Here is a 15,682-nt window from a genome sequence, read left to right as displayed (position 1 = left end):
GAAAAGCCCAAACCTAGCAAAACAAATAAACTGACAAAAGATTCAAAAACTATTCATCAGCCAACCACCACACCACACAAGGACGTGGTAGCAATATCATCACATGATTATATTCCCATGGCCTGCCGACCATGACTGGCACACACCCCACACCCAACACATGGGTGCGAAAAATAGGGGGGTGTTCCTTGATGAACACAACACTATCTACCGAAACAAAACCACACAGTCCTGTCTCAGTAATTGTGCATTGGTACGCTATCGAGTTCTCACACAACACACGCCACAAACCCATATAACCTACGGGGTAGATTCTCTAGTGAATGCTTCCCCGGGGGTGTCGCGGCGACTCCGATAAATCTACACACCCACCCCACAACACACAAACAACCAGGTCAGAGGGTGTTTTCTAGTGGTAACACGCAAGTAGACCGTCGGGACCGTCGATCACGGTGATCGGGGAATCAAAGATCTCGGTCAGCGTCTCCCCCACCATCACCTCCTCCGTGGGCCCGAACTCCACCACCGAGCCGTTCTTCACGGCGCACACGTAATCGGCATAGCGCGCGGCGTAGTTGATGTCGTGAAGAACGATGATGAAGGTGCGCCCAAACTCCTCCGCCGCGCGCCGCAGGTGCTTCATCATCTCCACGGAATGAGCAATGTCGAGGTTGTTGAGGGGTTCGTCGAGAAGCACATACTCGGTTTCCTGGCACAGCACCATGGCCACGTACGCCCGCTGCCGCTGCCCTCCCGAGAGTTGATCCAGGTAGCGCCCCTCTAGTTCCGTGAGGTTGAGGAACTCGATGTATCTGGAGATGATCTCATCGTCCCGCGCTGTGAGCCGCCCCTTGTTATAGGGAAAGCGGCCAAAGCCCACCAATTGCCGCACGGTGAGCTTGGTGATGAAGTGATTTTCCTGCCGCAGAATGGACACGATCTTTGCCAGATCAGCAGACTTGGTGCTCGTGATGTCATAGCCAGCCACCTCGATGTGCCCCTCGTCCATGTCCAAGAGGCGGCCAATGAGCGTGAGCAACGTAGATTTCCCCGCACCGTTGGGCCCCACCAGGGCGGTAATACCGCCTGCGGGAATGCTGAGATTCACCGGGCCGATGGAAACCTCATCGTTGTAGTTTTTATGCACATTGCGCAGTTCAATCACAGGCGTCCCTTTCTCAAAAGCACCGCGAGGAATACGCATCCACCCACCAATTCAATGATGATGGACACCACACCCTGGGCGTAGAAAACGTGGTTCATCAGGAAGTAAGCCCCGGTCAGCACGGTAAAAGCGGTGACAAAGGCCATCGGGAATACGTATCGGTGGTCATAGGTATCGGAGAATTGGTAGGCCAGCGTGGCCACCAAAAAGCCCAGGAATGTCATCGGACCCACCAAGGCCGTGGATACCGCCATGAGCACGGAAACCAACACAAGAATGCCTATCGAGGCCCCCCGATACCCCACTCCCAAATTGGTGGCGACCTCGCGCCCCAGGGAGATCACGTTGAGCCGACGCGAGAGCAGATACAGAATGAGCGCCGCGCCAAGGCACAGCGGGATCACCACCGGGTAATAGGCGGGATCGGCATTATTCACCGAACCGAAGAGCCGAGCGGTGAGAACATCGAACTCGCTGGGGGTAAGCAAGCGTTGCATGAACGTGGATAGCGAGCCCAATCCGCCGCCGATCACGATGCCGATGAGCAGCATGGCGTGGAGATTATTTTTGCCGGAGAGCAGCCAGCTATAGAGGATCAAGGAAAGTCCCACCATGAGGGCGATCTGAATGAGCAGCATGGTGAGATTACGCGCCTCCAGCAGCCCGGTTACCCCAAAGAAGTACACGGTGGCGGTATTAATGGCCACGTAGAGAGACTCAAATCCCATGATGGAGGGGGTGATGATCCGGTTATTGGTCACCGTGTGAAAGGCCACCGTGGCCATCGCTTGGCATAAGGCCACAATCGCCATCGCGATCACCGCGTCCATGCGCCGCTGCGCGATACGCCAAAATACCTCGGAGCCCACGGGCATGGGGTTGTTATAGGCCAGCAGGCCAAAGGCTGCGAGTCCCCCGACGAGTAATAGCGCCCCCATGATCAGCCAATACTTATAGCGGGCCCGGGAGGAAGCAAAAACGCTCATCGTGTCCTCCTGATAATCAACAGGGTAAAGACCACCGATCCAAGCACGCCGAGAACCACCGAGACTGGGATCTCAAAGGGCGCAATCACCGTGCGCGCCAGCAGATCACAGACGGTAACGACGCCCACGCCCAGCAGGCACACCCACGGGAGATTGGAGCGGAGGTCATCGCCGCGGAACATGGAGACGATATTGGGCACGATGAGCCCAAGGAAAGGCAGGTTCCCCACCACCACGGTGACCACTCCGGTGGCCACCGCGATGAGCGAGGTCCCCACGAGGATCATGCGGTTATAGTTCACACCTACATTCGTGGCGATGTCCTGCCCCAGCCCCACCACGGTGAGGCGATCGGCAAAGAAGAACACCGCGGCCACCACCACGAGAACAAGTAAGAGGACTTCCCACTGCCCCCGGATTACCGAAGTGAAACTCCCCGCAAACCACACGCCCAGGCTTTGCAGCATGTCCGTCTTGAGGGCAAAGAACGTGGAGATGGAGCTGACCACCGCGCCGAGCATGATGCCGACGATGGGCACGATGAGGGAGGAACGCAGGGATACCCGGCGCAGGAAAAGAAAAAAGACCATCGTGCCGATGAAGGCAAAGAGAACGGCTCCCGCCATCTGCCCCAGAATGCTGGCAGAGGGGAGAAAGTACATCACAAAGAGCAGCCCCAGGCCCGCCCATTCCGTGGTGCCCGTGGTGGTGGGCTCCACAAAGCGGTTTTGGGTAAGAAGCTGCATGACTAGGCCGGACATCGCCATGGCGGCACCGGCTAGAACCAGGGCGGCGGTCCTGGGGATTCTGGTGAGCATAAACATCTCTCGGCCATCGTCATGCTCGAAGATGCTGTATTCCCCGTTGAAGAGGGAAAGCACCAATAAGATCAGCACCACCCCGACGGCAAGGGGGAAGGCAAAAGTACGCATAAATACCCTGACAAGAATAAAGGGGAAGAGCCCACCCACATAGGGCAGGCTCCTCGCATTACGGGGTGCGGCTATGCCGTCTCATCGTTCCCCGCACCGGACTCGAAGGCATCCGCGATGCCATTAAGAATCTCGGTGTAGGTAAGAATGGACTCATTGGTATAAGTATCCTGCGGCGCGTAGTACACGTGCTTGTCCTTGACCGCCGCGAGGTTGGAAAGAACCGCGTTATCCTGCACGATCTGCTGGGCCTTAACAAAGCCGGGCTCCGTGCGTGCGCTCACCGCACCATCGCGGTCGAGCACAAAGAACCAATCGGGATTGGCCTCCGCAATGGCCTCCACACCAATATCATCGCCGCGGTGATCCTCGGAAGCATTCTCCACTTCCAGGGCAGGCTTCAGATTCAGCATTTCGAAGATGGGGCCAAAGGTGCGCCCGGTGATCGGGGCGATGTAATTGATCTCGCCACCCGTCACATTCACCGCCATCACCGTGGCGGAGCCGTCGTAAGCCTTCTTGGCGCGGGCCAGGGCGGCGTCGAAAGCCTCTACCGTTTCCTGCGCCTCCTTGTTCTTGGCAAAGAGTTCCCCCAGGGCGAGGGTGTGTCGCTTGAGTTCGTCCGCCAGCGGCTTATCCTCGCGCGGCTCCAGTTCCACCACCGTGGCCTCGGGATTCAGGCTCACGATGTCCTCGTAATACTGGGTAAAGCGCTGCCCGTTGATCACCAGGTCCGGCTGAGCCGCGGCCAAAGCCTCCAGATTGGGTTCCCGGTGCGAGCCCAGGTCCACGATGGAATCATCGTTCGCGTAATTCGTCACGGTAAAAGGAATCAACGGCTTAGGAGCTGCCACCAAATCCACATCCCACTTATCCAGCAGCTCGAAACTGCGGTTATCCGTGGCAGCCACCTTGGACGCAGGAACGGAAACCTCCTGCGTGCCGTGGTTATCCTCCACAGACACGGTGGTGGCGTCGCTCGCCTGGCTCGTGCCCTGCTCCCCGCCCCCGGAAGAACAACTCACCAGCGCAAGGCTGGCTGCCGCGACGATCGCGGCAAGGGCAGAACGCTTCTTGATCATAGGATTCCCTCCAGAAAGTATTGTTAGACAAGCCTAACCTGAAACCCTAGCATATGGCCTACCCCTGCAAGACCAGACCGCCACCCCCTCCCACCCCCGTCACTCCATCTCCACGACAATTTTGCCGGGGTTAGACTTACCCGAGGCCGATAGTTTCAGGGCCTCCTCCAATTCCGCAAAGGGAAATATGTGGCCCACAAGCGGTTTTATCTTTCCCGCTTCTATCGCCGCAGAATAATCCGCCAATTGCCCACCGTGCGCCCGCATAAAGAGGAACCTATAATTCACTCCGCGCTTCTTCGCCTCCCGGCGAACCTTGGCACCCAATGCCCACATCACGGGCACCAAGAAAGGCCTGCCCACCTGGCGCGCAAAATCCGCATCGGGATCCCCCGCGAGGGAAACCACGGTGCCGCCCGGCCGCAACACGCTCATCGACCGCACCGTTTCCCCCTTACCCAGGGTATCGAGCACAACATCATAATCCCGCACATGATCCTCATAGCGCTGAGTTCTGTAATCCACCACCACATCGGCACCCAATTGCCTGGCCAACTCCACATTCTTCGTGCTCACTGTGGTGGCCACCGTCGCGCCCAGATACTTTGACACCTGCACAGCAATGGAACCGGCCCCGCCCGCACCCCCTTGAATAAATACCTTATCCCCGGGCCTAATCTGCACCTTTTCCGTAAAAGCCTGGATGGCGGTGAGTAGGACCAGCGGTAACGACGCCGCCTCCGCAAAGGTGAGATTATTCGGCATGGGGGCAATAATCCTCAGCGCGAACCACGGCGTATTCTGCGAAAGCACCCAGGGCGTGAATGGAGGGGCGCGTAAAAATCTTTTCCCCCATCCAATCCGAGGCCACTCCCGGCCCCACCTTTTCCACGATGCCTGCCAGTTCCTGCCCCATCACCTGCGGCAGGGAGTACGAGAAGAGCTGCTTGAACTGCCCCTCCGCAATCATGCGGTCCAAAGGATTCAACCCCGCCGCGCGCACCCTCACCAGTACCTCGCCGGGGCCGGGCTGCGGCACGGGGCGATCCTCCCACCCCCACTGGCCACCGTTATCATACGATCGCAGAACATAACTTTTCACCGCACCGGCTCCCCATTAAAGTAAATGAGTATTAAAAGTAAACTTAGATGAAAGGTTGGCGCATGGCAAGCACGGAAGATACAAACGTCCCGGAGGAAAACACCTGCCCCATAGCCGCAAGCCTGGAACTCCTGGGCGAAAAATGGACGCTCCTCATCCTGCGCGACCTCTACCTCGGGCACACCAAGTTCAACGAGATCGAGCGGAGCCTCGGTTGCCCCCGCAATCTCCTTTCCGCGCGCCTACGCAAACTCACGGAGGCCGGGATCCTCGCCAAGGAGGAATACAAGGAGGAGGGCAGCAGAACCCGCGCCGCCTACGCGCTCACCCCCAAGGGGTACGACCTCGCCCCCATCCTGGAGGCGCTGCAAAACTGGGGAATCAAGCACATACCGGGAGTGAATCAGCACCCGCCGGTGCCCGATCTTCCACACCATTAATCACTCCGCCGTGGGGTTCGTGGGGTAAAAATGGGGTTAAGCCAAAAAATGGGGCGCGAAAGCGCCTTACCGCGCCCTATGGAACGCTATAGCATACTTGCTATATCCACAGGTCAGACACCCTAAATCAAAGAAAAGCCCCCTGAGCAGCAACGCTGTTCAGGGGCTTTGTGGAGCCGCCGGGAATCGAACCCGGGTCCTCCGCGACCTCACCAGGGCTTCTCCGTGCGCAGTCCGCGCGGAATCTCTACTCGGCTCTCTGGATCGGGCGAACGCGTCCAGATGATGAGCCCAGCCAACGGTAGGAGTCCTGTGAGGCCCCGCTGACACGGCCTTACAGCAAGTCCCTTAGTCGATGCCAGATTCCAGGACGGGGACGCATCCTGGGCTGACAGACACGCGCTCGCTAATTAGGCAGCGAGGGCGTAGTCGCGCTGAGTGTTCTCGGCGCTTATCAGGTTGCTACGACGCTTACGGTGGTCTCTAGCCTGCACCGGCACGCTTCCCCTGGTGACATTCACGGAGTCGAAACCAAAAATCGGCCCCTCATGCAAAGCGGGTCGTGCTCTTTCTTTGCAGTCCGGCTTACTCTACCGTTTCGGTATCGCCGGGAGCAAGCCTCGCGGCGTCGTTAAGCCACTCCGCGAGCACCGCGGCGTGGTTGTGTTCGCGGTCGCGCGCGGCGTAGAGCAGGCACACGTCGCCCGCGCGGACCATCTCCACGAGCCGATCCACCTCCGCGTTCCCCTCATCGAGTTCCTCCCGGTACCTGCGGGAGAACTCCTCGAAGCGCTGCGGGTCGTGCCCAAACCAGCGGCGCAGGTCCGGGCTGGGGGCAACCTCGCGCAGCCAGAGGTCGTGGGCGAGGTCGCTCTTGGCCACGCCTCGGGGCCAGAGTCGATCCACCAGCACCGCGCTCCCCCGAGCATGCGCGCTCCCCTGGAGCAGATCGTGAACCTTGAGCGTGGTCACGCTCATGCATGGATTCCCTTGATCTTGCGGCCCAGGTCGCGCACGATCTCGCGCTCCTCGGTGCGGCGCTTAATGCTCTGGCGTTTGTCGTAGGCCTGCTTGCCCTCCGTCAGTCCCAGTTCCACCTTGAGGCGGCCGCCCTTGAAGTACAGGGAGAGCGGCACGAGGGTCTTGCGCCCATCGCGCACCTTGCCCATGATGGAGTCGATCTCGCGGCGGTGCAGCAGAAGTTTGCGCACTCGGCGCGGGGAGTGATTAGTCCAGGAGCCCCGGGAGTATTCGGGAATGTGGAGGTGGCGCAGCCACACCTCGCCGTCATCGACGGTAGCAAAGGCCTCCACCAGGGAGGCCTTGCCCTCGCGGAGGGATTTCACCTCCGTGCCCACGAGCGCGATGCCGCACTCGTAGGTTTCTAGAATGGTGTAATCGTGGCGGGCCTTGCGATTGCTGGCAATGACTCCGCTGCCACCCACCACCTTCTTTTTCTTCTTTTTGGCCATAGTGATAGCCATGCTACCCCGGAGGGTTACTTGCGCACATACGCCCTCAGCGTGATCTGCGCGGTCAGGGCGGCAAAGATCACGCCCACGAGCACCACGCCGGGCACCACCAGCCAAATATCGGAGCTGGTAATCGGCGCGATGAGTTTCGCCTCGTAGAGGCCGGAGAGGGCCTTGTCCACCACAAAGGTCTTGCCCAGGAAGAGCCCGATGGTGGAGAACACCGCACCGATCAGGGTGGCGGCCACGGCCTCCAGGATGAAGGGGGCCTGGGTGTACCAGCGCGAGGCACCCACCATGCGCATAATCGCCATCTCATCGCGGCGGTTATAGGCCGCGATCTGCACCATGTTTGCGATGAGGAAGATGGCGGCCACGGCCTGCACCGCGGCGAGAAGGAAGGTGGCGTTGCGCACGGAGTCGAGGTTATCCGTGGCCCCGCGCAGGTCATCCACCTGGTCCACGATCTCCGCCACCTGCGGCATATCCTCCACCGCGGCCAGCGGGGCGGTGTCCAGGGGATCGGTCAAACGCACATGCAGAGCGGCGGGCAGGGCGTCCTTATCGGTGTCCTTGACCAGCTCCGGGTCGGTGTCCTGGAACACCTCCACGAAGCGCTCGTAGGACTGCTCGCGGGAGCGGTACTTCACGCTCTCCACGCCCTCGGCGCCGTCAAGGGCGGAGTACACCTCCTGGCATTCCTCGGAAGAACAGTCCTCATCTCCGCTGGAGATGTCCTCGTCTAACTGGATCATCACCTCCACGCGGTCAAGGTAAATCTCCTTGGTCTCCGAGGTCATGTTGGTCACCAGGAATCCCGTGGCCAAAAGCGCCAGGGAAATCGCGGTGGTAATCACCAGCGCGATGGTCATGGTGATATTGCGGGCGAGGCCCTTGGTGGCCTCGCGCAGCACGAATCCGGTGTTCATCGTGGCTTTACCTTTCTTATCGCGCTAGCGGGACTCGCCGTACACGCCGTGGGCATCATCGCGCACCAGGTCACCGAGCTTCAGCTCGATCACGCGGCGGCGCATGTCATTGACGGCGCGGGCGTTGTGGGTGGAGGCGATCACCGTGGTACCAGTGCGGTTAATCAGCGTGAGCAGGTTCATGATCCCGTCCGAGGTATCGGGATCGAGGTTGCCGGTGGGTTCGTCGGCAAGCAAAACCTTGGGGCGGTTCACGAAGGCGCGCGCGATGGCCACGCGCTGCTGTTCACCGCCGGAGAGTTCGCCGGGCATGCGGTTGGCCTTGGCCGCGAGGCCCACCAGTTCCAGGGTTTCCGGCACGGATTTTTCGATCTCGCGGCGCTTGGTGCCGATGACCTCCAGGGCAAAGGCCACGTTGTCATACACCGTCATCTTGGGCAGCAGGCGGAAATCCTGGAACACGTACCCAATGCTGCGGCGCAATTCATTGACCTGCTTGCCGCGCAACTTGTTCACGTGAAAGGAGTTCACGTGGATATTGCCGGAGGTGAGCGTCTCCTCCCTGATGAGCAGTTCCAGGAAGGTGGACTTGCCCGAGCCGGAGGGGCCGATGAGGAATACAAACTCCCCCGGCTTGATCTCCAGGGAGATGTTATTGAGCGCGGGCCGGGTGGAGGTCTTGTAGACCTTGGTGACGGAGTCGAACGTAATCACGCTTGATGAGTGTAGCCAATCCCCAGGACATAGGAAACGCCTGGGGAAAATGTTAATGGTTGAGGGCTGGGTGACGGGGCCAGACGGCGGGGCTCGGCGGCAAGGCCAGGCGGCGGGGCTTTCCGCCACGGACGGGCCCCGCCCGGCGCGCACCGGCCCGGCGCGGCGTCGAAAAGCTAGTCCTGCTGCGCCATGCGCCACCGGATACCGGATTCCAGCAGCCCATCAATATCGCCATCGAGCACCTTGGCGGGATCGCCCACCTCGTAACCCGTGCGCAGATCCTTGACCATCTGGTACGGGTGCAGCACGTAGGAGCGCATTTGATTGCCCCAGGAGGCATTGCCACCCGCACCCAGGGCGTCCAACTCCGCGCGCTCCTCCTGCCGCTTGCGCTCCAGGAGCTTGGCCTGGAGCACCCGCATGGCCGAGGCGCGGTTTTGGATCTGGGACTTCTCATTCTGGCAGGTCACCACGATCCCGGTGGGAATGTGGGTGAGGCGCACCGCGGAATCCGTGGTGTTCACCGACTGCCCGCCCGGCCCGGAGGAGCGGTACACGTCCACGCGCACGTCGGCCTCGGGAATATCAATGTGATCGGTCTGCTCCACCACCGGCAGCACCTCCACCTCTGCAAAGGAGGTCTGGCGGCGACCCTGATTATCAAAGGGGCTAATGCGCACCAGGCGGTGCGCGCCCTGTTCCACGGAGAGTTGCCCATACATATAGTCCCCGTGCACCACAAAGGTGGCGGACTTAATGCCCGCTTCCTCCGCATAGGAAATGTCATAAACGTCCACGGAATGGGCGTTTTTTTCCGCCCAGCGGATATACATGCGCATGAGCATTTCCGCCCAGTCCGCCGCGTCCACGCCACCGGCCCCGGAGCGGATATTGATCACGGCCTCGCGGGCATCGTATTCCCCGGAGAGCATGGTCTTGACCTCGAGGGATTCGATGGCCTCGCGCAACTCGGCGCGCTCCTGATCCGCCAGGGCCAGGCCGTCCTCTTCCTCCTCCGCTAACTCATACATCACCGGGAGATCGTCCAGGCGCCCGCGCAGATCCTTGAGTCTGCGCAGTTGCGCCTGCACGTTGGAGAGTTCCGTGGTCACGGTCTGGGCATGCTCGGGATCGTCCCACAGCGAGGGGTCGGCGGCCTGGGCCTCTAGCTCGCGGGCGCGCGTCGCCATATCCTCGGGGTCCATCACCCGCTCGATGGTGGTGAGCGTGGTATCCAGGTCCTGAAGGTCTGACGTAATCTCCGGTCGCATGGTTGCTCATTCTACCGCTGCTCTCCCGCTTCCCCGCAGGGTGGTGCATGGCACATCCTCCCCGCTGACGCCGGGTAGCCCCTCCGGCTCGCGCTTATCGACGCCCCGAGCCCCCGCCCCAGCAGCACCGCTAGGCCACGCCGGGGATCTTCTCCTGCCGTCTGCCCTGCCACCAGTGCCGCCCCACCGTCACCGCCGTGCTCACCAGCAGCAATCCCACGCTGGCCCCGATCTCCAGGAACATCAATCCGGCCAGCCACAGGCCGGTATCGTCGTGCATTGCCCCGTGGATACCAAAGGGCAGGCACACGCCCAGCACGGTGCCCATCGCCGCCACCAGCGGCCCGCTGATCCGCCACCGCGCCCAGCAGCCCAGCCCCACCACGCTGGCCACCACGCAGATCACCGAGGCCGCCACCTGCCAGTGCGGATATTGATTCCCGGGACCGCCGCCCCAGCTATACCAGGCGATCATCCACCCCACACCACCGAGCAAACCCAGCCCAAACAGCACCGGCCACCCCGCGCCCGCGCCGCTATCCCACTTCTCCGGCTGCTGCCGCTCCGCCCTCCGGTACGAGCGCAGAATCAGCGCTCCCACCAGTGGGGGCAGGCCCAGAATGAGAATAACGCCCAGCACGGAGATGAGAGGTCCCATGCCCATTATCCTTATGTCCAGAACGCACCGCGTCAAGGGTGGGGCGGGGCCGCGCCACCACGGTACCGCCGTTGCTGAGTCCCGTTGTTGAACCTCAGTGTTAAACCTCGGTGTTGAACTCTCAAAGCGGTGGGGTGGCCGCGCCGCTCTCTACCTGGTACTACCTAGTACCCACCACCTAGTACCCGGCGTGGGCTCCGCCTAACCCGGCGCAACCCTGCGCAGCCCCACCAGTGCCGCCGCGCCCACCCTGGCCCCTCCGCCGCACCATTGAGGCACAATAGACCCCATGACTGACCCCACCGGCTCCACGGAAACCGCAGCACAAGCCCTTTCGGAAGAACGCCTCGAGGAAATGGTGTCCGCCCTGGCCAAGACCTTTGCCGTGGCCCACGCCGAGGATCCCGACGAGCGCCTGGCCACCGCGCTGGTGTTCAACGCGGGCCGCCTGGCCTGGCGCATGCGCGAGGGCGGGGTGCAGACCGATTACAAGACCTCCCGCACCGACGTGGTCACGGACGCCGACCACGCCGCCGAGCGCTTCATCACCGCCGCCCTGGCCCTCCTGCGCCCCCGGGACGGCGTCCTCGGGGAGGAGGGGGCCGAGCGCGCGAGCGAGAGCGGACGCACCTGGGTGATCGACCCGGTGGATGGCACCTATAACTTTGCCTCCGGCTCGGATTACTGGTGCTCCGCCCTCGCCCTGGTGGCGGGCTCTCCCAGCGCCCCGGAGAGGCTGATCCTGGGTGCCGTGCACCGCCCCGCGATGGGTTATACCTGGTGCGGCGGGCCCGATCTGCCCACCACGCGGGATCAGCAGGAGGTTTCCCACCTCTCCCCCGCCCCGCTGGGCGAGGTCAGCCTGGCCACGTACCTGCACCCCACCTGGTTGCCCCGGCGCGAGGTGCACGCCGCCTGGGCCACCGTGGCACGGCAGGCCGCCACCCTGCGCATGCTGGGGGCGGGCTCGGTGGACCTGGCCAGCGTGGCCGATGGCACCCTGGGGGCATGGATGCAGCACAGCGTTCCGGCCTGGGACTGGCTGCCGGGTAAGGCCCTGGTAGAGGGGGCGGGGGGAAGCACCCGCGAGGTTACCGCGGGCGGGGTGACCTGGTGCATCGCCGGTAATCCCACGGCCGTGGAGAACATCGCAGAACTATTGGAGGGAACCCATGAGTGATCTTGACCTTGCCCTGAAGTTGGCCGATGCCGCCGACGCCATCACCCTGGCCCGCTTTGAATCCAGCGACCTATCCGTGAGCGCCAAGCCGGATATGACACCTGTGAGCGACGCGGACCTCGCCTGCGAGAAGGAATTGCGCGCCCTGCTCGCCGCCGAGCGGCCCGAGGACGCGGTGCTGGGCGAGGAGTTCGGGGGCACCGTGAACTTCCGGGGCCGCCAGTGGGTGATCGACCCCATCGACGGCACCAAAAACTACGTGCGCGGGGTGCCCGTGTGGGCCACGCTCATCAGCCTGCTTATCGACGGCCACCCCACCCTCGGCGTGGTTTCCGCCCCGGCGCTGGCGCGGCGCTGGTACGCAACCACCGGACAGGGCGCATGGCGCACCTTCGCCGGAGGCGAGCCCACCCGGCTGGGGGTATCCAGGGTGGGTGACCTGAGTGATGCCTCCCTCTCCTTCTCCTCCCTTTCCGGGTGGACGGAGCGCGGGCTACGCGATCCCTTCCTCGCGCTCACCGAACAGACCTGGCGGCTGCGCGGCTACGGGGACTTCTTCTCATACTGCCTGGTGGCGGAGGGAGCGGTGGACATCGCCGCCGAACCGGAGGTTTCCCTGTGGGATCTCGCCGCGCTCTCCTGCCTGGTCACCGAGGCCGGGGGGCGATTTACCTCGCTCGCGGGCCAGGAGGGGCCACACGGCGGGGACGCGGTGGCCAGCAACGGCCTGCTGCATGAGGAGGTGCTGGCGGCCCTGCGGGACTAAGGCCCTAGACGTGGGGTGCGATCTGATCCGCCATGAAGCGCGACCCCACCACGGTGGGATGGAACACGATGTTCCACTGCGGGCTGGTGAAGTCCACGATTCCGGCCACCATGCGCTCGGAGTCCCTGGGCGCGCAGGTGCCGTTATTCCTGGTGGCATCGCGCAGATTCACAAAGGCGATTCCGTTTTCCGCGGCGGCCTGGGCCTGGCGCAGGGAGTTCTCATCCTCCACCTGGCCTAGCAGCGGAATGTGGAGCCCCTCCGGCAGCAGGCCGGGGTTATCCGGGTGGATATTGACCGCGCAGAATGAGGGGCCCGTGGATACCGAGGGCATACCGGAGAGCACGATCTTGGCCTGCGGGGCGGTGGCGCGGATACGCTCGGTGGCCGCGCGGATATCGTCGAGGAAGGCCTGGCGGTGGCTGAGACCATCGAGGGGATTGGTGCCGTCCTTGACACCGAAGGGGCCAAAGTTATTCATGCCGATGGCCATGACCACCGCGCGGGTACCGGCGTGGAGATCCCCGGTGACAATCGCGCGATCGAGGCGCTCCAGCATGGTGCGGGAGGTCTGCGCCGTGCAGGACCAGTCCGCCACCGGGGCACCCACCTGCGCGCCCACCAGGCGCGGCCAGTTATCGGGGGCCTGCAAGCAGCCCTCCTGATTGGGATAGTCCTCCGGCACCAGGCCGGGAACAACGCCACCAAAATTCTTGTACAGCGCCGAGGGGTTGGCGGTAAAGGAATCGCCCAGCGTCACAATGTTGCCCACCGGGGCTGCCTGGGTGGCGGGAGCGCCGAAGGCGGCGGCCAGGGCGCAGACGCTCGCGGTGGCGACGCTCCGCCACCGCGCTAGTTTCAAAGAGGAACGTAACCTATGCACCCGGCTAAGCCTAATACATCGTCTTGACACTTCGGCTTTCACTCTGCCCCCACCAGCCCCACCAGTGTTGCCCAAGCTGGACATTCCCGCCTAAACTTCAGGGGTACCGTTCCCTTGAGCAAAGGACATGCCATGAGGTTTTTCCTCCGCCGTCGCGGCCTTGGTTATCTCCGTCATCTCCGCCACCCTCGCCGCGAGCCCCGCGCTCGCGGCGGAACAAAGGGACGAAGGGGGCGTCGTCAAACAAAAGCAAACGAAAGCCAAGGATTCCCCGGCGGATGACGTGCTGTACTTCATCGAACGCCTCGTCCCGCTCACCTCCCGCGCGGTCACGTTCCAGTAACCAAACTCTTCGCCCGCCGTTCACCCTGCGTTCACCTTGGCGCACTATAAGTATGTGATTGGCTCGACGTTTGAGCAGAAACCATCTCCATACCTTCCGTTTCTAGTTGAGGACCCTCTCCATGTCTGATGCGGCGACTGCCACCGGGGAACTGAGCGATAATGCCCAGCGGACCACCAGCGATAAGTGGTGGCATATTTCCTTTGGCCTCCTCCTGGCCCTGACCTTTGGCACCTTTGTGATGTGGGCGATTGGGGAAGTAAACCAATCCATCCACTACGGGGTGTTGATTCTCACCATCATCTTCGGCTTCTTCATGGCCTTTAACATCGGCGGTAACGATGTGGCCAATTCCTTTGGTACCTCCGTGGGTGCCGGAACCCTGACCATGAAGCAGGCGCTCATGATCGCCGCCGTCTTTGAGGTGGGCGGCGCGATCCTCGCCGGTGGCGATGTGACCGAAACCGTGCGCTCCGGGATCGTGGACCTGGATAGCTCCATGGAGCCCATGACCTTCGTGTACATCATGATGTCCTCCCTGCTGGGAGCGGCGCTGTGGCTGCTGGTGGCCACCCGCATGGGTTGGCCGGTGTCCACCACGCACTCCATCATCGGCGGCATCGTGGGCGCGGCCCTGTGCGTGGGCTTCCGCGAGCACAGCGGCGGCTGGGAGATGGTGCAGTGGGATCAGATCGGGCAGATCGTGATCTCCTGGTTCCTCTCCCCCGTCCTCGGCGGCGTGGCCGCCTACCTGCTCTTTGGCGCCATCAAGCGCGGCATCCTGGTGTACAACGAGGAGGCCGACCGCAAACTGCGCCTGATTAAGCAGGAGCGCTTTGAGCTGAAGAACCGCCACAAGGAAGCCTTTGAGCGCCTCAGCGAGATCCAGCAGATCTCCTACACCAACGCCATGGCGCGCGACGCCGTGACCACCCAGCGCAGCGACTACACCCGCGAGGACCTGGAATCCGACTACTACCGCGAACTCTACGACATCGAGGCCAAGGCCGAGGACGTGGAGGCGCACCGCGCCCTGGAGCGCTGGGTACCGCTGCTGGCCGCCTTTGGCGCCATCATCATCAGCGCCATGATGCTGTTCAAGGGCCTGAAGAACCTGCACCTGGGCATTGATAACGTGGGTAACTTCCTCATCATGGGCATGGTGGGGGCCTCCGTGTGGATGGCCGTGTTCATCTTCGCGCGCACGCTCAAGCGCCACGACCTTGACCGCTCCACCTTCCTGCTCTTCTCCTGGTTGCAGGTATTCACCGCCGCGGCCTTTGCCTTCTCCCACGGCTCCAACGACATCGCCAACGCCGTGGGCCCGTTCGCCGCCGTGCTCGACGTGCTCAAGACCGGGGACATCAACGCTAAGGCCGAGGTTCCCGGCCCGCTACTGCTGGCCTGCGGTATTGCCCTGGTGTGCGGCCTGTGGTTCATCGGCCGCACCGTGATCGTCACCGTGGGTAGCGGCCTGACCAAGATGCACCCGGCCTCCGGGTTCTCCGCCGAACTTGCCGCCGCCGCCGTGGTGATGGGCGCCTCCCTGCTGGGCCTGCCGGTTTCCTCCACCCACATCCTCATCGGTGCGGTGCTGGGCGTGGGCCTGGTGAACCGCGCCGCCAACTGGAAGCTCATGCGGCCCATCGCCCTGGCCTGGGTTATCACCATTCCCGCCGCCGCCGGCGTGGGCGCCGTGGGCGTGGTGATCTTGCAGGCAATCTTCGGATAGATCTCCCTTTTAATGGGGCCGGGC

The 15,682-nt window shown here is 62.5% G+C and carries 18 protein-coding genes and 1 other RNA gene; 5 read left to right on the top strand and 14 right to left on the bottom strand.

Going from position 1 to position 15,682, the window contains the following annotated elements:
* Window positions 1-409: 409 nt before the first annotated feature.
* From OLW90_RS03060 to OLW90_RS03035, 6 genes are all read right to left on the bottom strand, one after another.
* Window positions 410-1,165: an ABC transporter ATP-binding protein gene (locus OLW90_RS03060; RefSeq protein WP_319651303.1), complete on the bottom strand. Its 756-nt coding sequence runs from the start codon at window positions 1,163-1,165 to the stop codon at window positions 410-412.
* Window positions 1,162-2,151, bottom strand: coding sequence for an iron chelate uptake ABC transporter family permease subunit (locus OLW90_RS03055; RefSeq protein WP_319651302.1), 990 nt, complete (start codon window positions 2,149-2,151; stop codon window positions 1,162-1,164). Before OLW90_RS03055 ends, OLW90_RS03060 begins: the two co-directional genes overlap by 4 nt.
* A complete protein-coding gene (locus OLW90_RS03050) occupies window positions 2,148-3,083 on the bottom strand; it encodes an iron chelate uptake ABC transporter family permease subunit (RefSeq protein WP_319651301.1) in 936 nt (311 codons plus the stop codon). Before OLW90_RS03050 ends, OLW90_RS03055 begins: the two co-directional genes overlap by 4 nt.
* Before the next feature lie 71 nt (window positions 3,084-3,154).
* Window positions 3,155-4,165, bottom strand: a complete 1,011-nt coding sequence (locus OLW90_RS03045) for a siderophore ABC transporter substrate-binding protein (protein ID WP_319651300.1) — start codon at window positions 4,163-4,165, stop codon at window positions 3,155-3,157.
* Between the two features lie 99 nt (window positions 4,166-4,264).
* Window positions 4,265-4,930, bottom strand: a complete 666-nt coding sequence (locus OLW90_RS03040; RefSeq protein ID WP_319651299.1) for an NADP-dependent oxidoreductase — start codon at window positions 4,928-4,930, stop codon at window positions 4,265-4,267.
* A complete protein-coding gene (locus OLW90_RS03035) occupies window positions 4,920-5,267 on the bottom strand; it encodes an alcohol dehydrogenase catalytic domain-containing protein (protein WP_319651298.1) in 348 nt (115 codons plus the stop codon). Before OLW90_RS03035 ends, OLW90_RS03040 begins: the two co-directional genes overlap by 11 nt.
* Before the next feature lie 62 nt (window positions 5,268-5,329).
* On the opposite strand from OLW90_RS03035, the gene OLW90_RS03030 reads away from it, so the two are divergent.
* Window positions 5,330-5,707 carry a helix-turn-helix domain-containing protein gene (locus OLW90_RS03030; protein WP_319651297.1) on the top strand — a complete coding sequence of 126 codons (378 nt, stop codon included), beginning with the start codon at window positions 5,330-5,332 and terminating at the stop codon, window positions 5,705-5,707.
* Between the two features lie 168 nt (window positions 5,708-5,875).
* On the opposite strand, the gene ssrA is transcribed toward OLW90_RS03030, so the two are convergent.
* The 7 genes from ssrA to OLW90_RS02995 all read right to left on the bottom strand — a co-directional run bounded on the left by ssrA (window position 5,876) and on the right by OLW90_RS02995 (window position 10,754).
* Window positions 5,876-6,253, bottom strand: a transfer-messenger RNA (tmRNA) gene (gene ssrA / locus OLW90_RS03025).
* 39 nt (window positions 6,254-6,292) lie between these two features.
* The gene (locus OLW90_RS03020; protein ID WP_319651296.1) at window positions 6,293-6,685 is read right to left on the bottom strand and encodes a DUF488 domain-containing protein; all 393 of its coding nucleotides are present in this window, start codon (window positions 6,683-6,685) and stop codon (window positions 6,293-6,295) included.
* Entirely contained in the window at window positions 6,682-7,179 is a 498-nt protein-coding gene (smpB, locus tag OLW90_RS03015) for an SsrA-binding protein SmpB (RefSeq protein WP_319651810.1), read from the bottom strand. The genes OLW90_RS03020 and smpB overlap by 4 nt, the downstream gene beginning before the upstream one ends.
* Window positions 7,180-7,205: 26 nt before the next feature.
* The gene (ftsX, locus tag OLW90_RS03010; RefSeq protein WP_319651295.1) at window positions 7,206-8,108 is read right to left on the bottom strand and encodes a permease-like cell division protein FtsX; all 903 of its coding nucleotides are present in this window, start codon (window positions 8,106-8,108) and stop codon (window positions 7,206-7,208) included.
* 24 nt (window positions 8,109-8,132) lie between these two features.
* Window positions 8,133-8,822, bottom strand: coding sequence for a cell division ATP-binding protein FtsE (gene ftsE / locus OLW90_RS03005; RefSeq protein WP_319651294.1), 690 nt, complete (start codon window positions 8,820-8,822; stop codon window positions 8,133-8,135).
* 176 nt (window positions 8,823-8,998) lie between these two features.
* Window positions 8,999-10,096: a peptide chain release factor 2 gene (prfB, locus tag OLW90_RS03000; RefSeq protein ID WP_319651293.1), complete on the bottom strand. Its 1,098-nt coding sequence runs from the start codon at window positions 10,094-10,096 to the stop codon at window positions 8,999-9,001.
* Window positions 10,097-10,226: 130 nt separating this feature from the next.
* On the bottom strand, window positions 10,227-10,754 hold the full coding sequence (locus OLW90_RS02995) for a hypothetical protein (RefSeq protein WP_319651292.1): 528 nt from the start codon (window positions 10,752-10,754) through the stop codon (window positions 10,227-10,229).
* Between the two features lie 289 nt (window positions 10,755-11,043).
* On the opposite strand from OLW90_RS02995, the gene OLW90_RS02990 reads away from it, so the two are divergent.
* Both OLW90_RS02990 and hisN read left to right on the top strand, forming a co-directional pair.
* Window positions 11,044-11,934 carry an inositol monophosphatase family protein gene (locus OLW90_RS02990; protein WP_319651291.1) on the top strand — a complete coding sequence of 297 codons (891 nt, stop codon included), beginning with the start codon at window positions 11,044-11,046 and terminating at the stop codon, window positions 11,932-11,934.
* Window positions 11,927-12,700, top strand: a complete 774-nt coding sequence (gene hisN / locus OLW90_RS02985) for a histidinol-phosphatase (protein ID WP_319651290.1) — start codon at window positions 11,927-11,929, stop codon at window positions 12,698-12,700. The genes OLW90_RS02990 and hisN overlap by 8 nt, the downstream gene beginning before the upstream one ends.
* A gap of 4 nt (window positions 12,701-12,704) precedes the next feature.
* On the opposite strand, the gene OLW90_RS02980 is transcribed toward hisN, so the two are convergent.
* Complete coding sequence (locus OLW90_RS02980) at window positions 12,705-13,583, bottom strand: GDSL-type esterase/lipase family protein (protein ID WP_319651289.1); 879 nt, start codon at window positions 13,581-13,583, stop codon at window positions 12,705-12,707.
* A gap of 160 nt (window positions 13,584-13,743) precedes the next feature.
* Between OLW90_RS02980 and OLW90_RS02975 the strand changes: the two genes are divergently transcribed.
* Window positions 13,744-13,926 carry a hypothetical protein gene (locus OLW90_RS02975; RefSeq protein ID WP_319651288.1) on the top strand — a complete coding sequence of 61 codons (183 nt, stop codon included), beginning with the start codon at window positions 13,744-13,746 and terminating at the stop codon, window positions 13,924-13,926.
* A gap of 121 nt (window positions 13,927-14,047) precedes the next feature.
* The gene (locus OLW90_RS02970; RefSeq protein WP_319651287.1) at window positions 14,048-15,658 is read left to right on the top strand and encodes an inorganic phosphate transporter; all 1,611 of its coding nucleotides are present in this window, start codon (window positions 14,048-14,050) and stop codon (window positions 15,656-15,658) included.
* The last annotated feature ends 24 nt before the right edge of the window (window positions 15,659-15,682 follow it).

It is taken from the genome of Corynebacterium sp. 21KM1197 (assembly GCF_033783015.1).
In the GTDB taxonomy this organism is placed as follows: domain Bacteria; phylum Actinomycetota; class Actinomycetes; order Mycobacteriales; family Mycobacteriaceae; genus Corynebacterium.
Note: the sequence above shows the minus strand (reverse complement) of the source record. Positions and strands in the feature narration are given on the sequence as shown.

Excerpts from the sequence above, each read along its gene's own strand:
- OLW90_RS03055 (WP_319651302.1), bottom strand. The coding sequence starts at position 2,151 with ATGAGCGTTTTTGCTTCCTCCCGGGCCCGCTATAAGTATTGGCTGATC.
- OLW90_RS03030 (WP_319651297.1), top strand. The coding sequence starts at position 5,330 with ATGGCAAGCACGGAAGATACAAACGTCCCGGAGGAAAACACCTGCCCC.
- smpB (WP_319651810.1), bottom strand. The coding sequence starts at position 7,179 with ATGGCCAAAAAGAAGAAAAAGAAGGTGGTGGGTGGCAGCGGAGTCATT.
- OLW90_RS02990 (WP_319651291.1), top strand. The coding sequence starts at position 11,044 with ATGACTGACCCCACCGGCTCCACGGAAACCGCAGCACAAGCCCTTTCG.
- ftsX (WP_319651295.1), bottom strand. The coding sequence starts at position 8,108 with ATGAACACCGGATTCGTGCTGCGCGAGGCCACCAAGGGCCTCGCCCGC.
- OLW90_RS03045 (WP_319651300.1), bottom strand. The coding sequence starts at position 4,165 with ATGATCAAGAAGCGTTCTGCCCTTGCCGCGATCGTCGCGGCAGCCAGC.
- OLW90_RS03040 (WP_319651299.1), bottom strand. The coding sequence starts at position 4,930 with ATGCCGAATAATCTCACCTTTGCGGAGGCGGCGTCGTTACCGCTGGTC.
- OLW90_RS03020 (WP_319651296.1), bottom strand. The coding sequence starts at position 6,685 with ATGAGCGTGACCACGCTCAAGGTTCACGATCTGCTCCAGGGGAGCGCG.
- OLW90_RS02970 (WP_319651287.1), top strand. The coding sequence starts at position 14,048 with ATGTCTGATGCGGCGACTGCCACCGGGGAACTGAGCGATAATGCCCAG.
- hisN (WP_319651290.1), top strand. The coding sequence starts at position 11,927 with ATGAGTGATCTTGACCTTGCCCTGAAGTTGGCCGATGCCGCCGACGCC.
- prfB (WP_319651293.1), bottom strand. The coding sequence starts at position 10,096 with ATGCGACCGGAGATTACGTCAGACCTTCAGGACCTGGATACCACGCTC.
- OLW90_RS02995 (WP_319651292.1), bottom strand. The coding sequence starts at position 10,754 with ATGGGACCTCTCATCTCCGTGCTGGGCGTTATTCTCATTCTGGGCCTG.
- OLW90_RS03050 (WP_319651301.1), bottom strand. The coding sequence starts at position 3,083 with ATGCGTACTTTTGCCTTCCCCCTTGCCGTCGGGGTGGTGCTGATCTTA.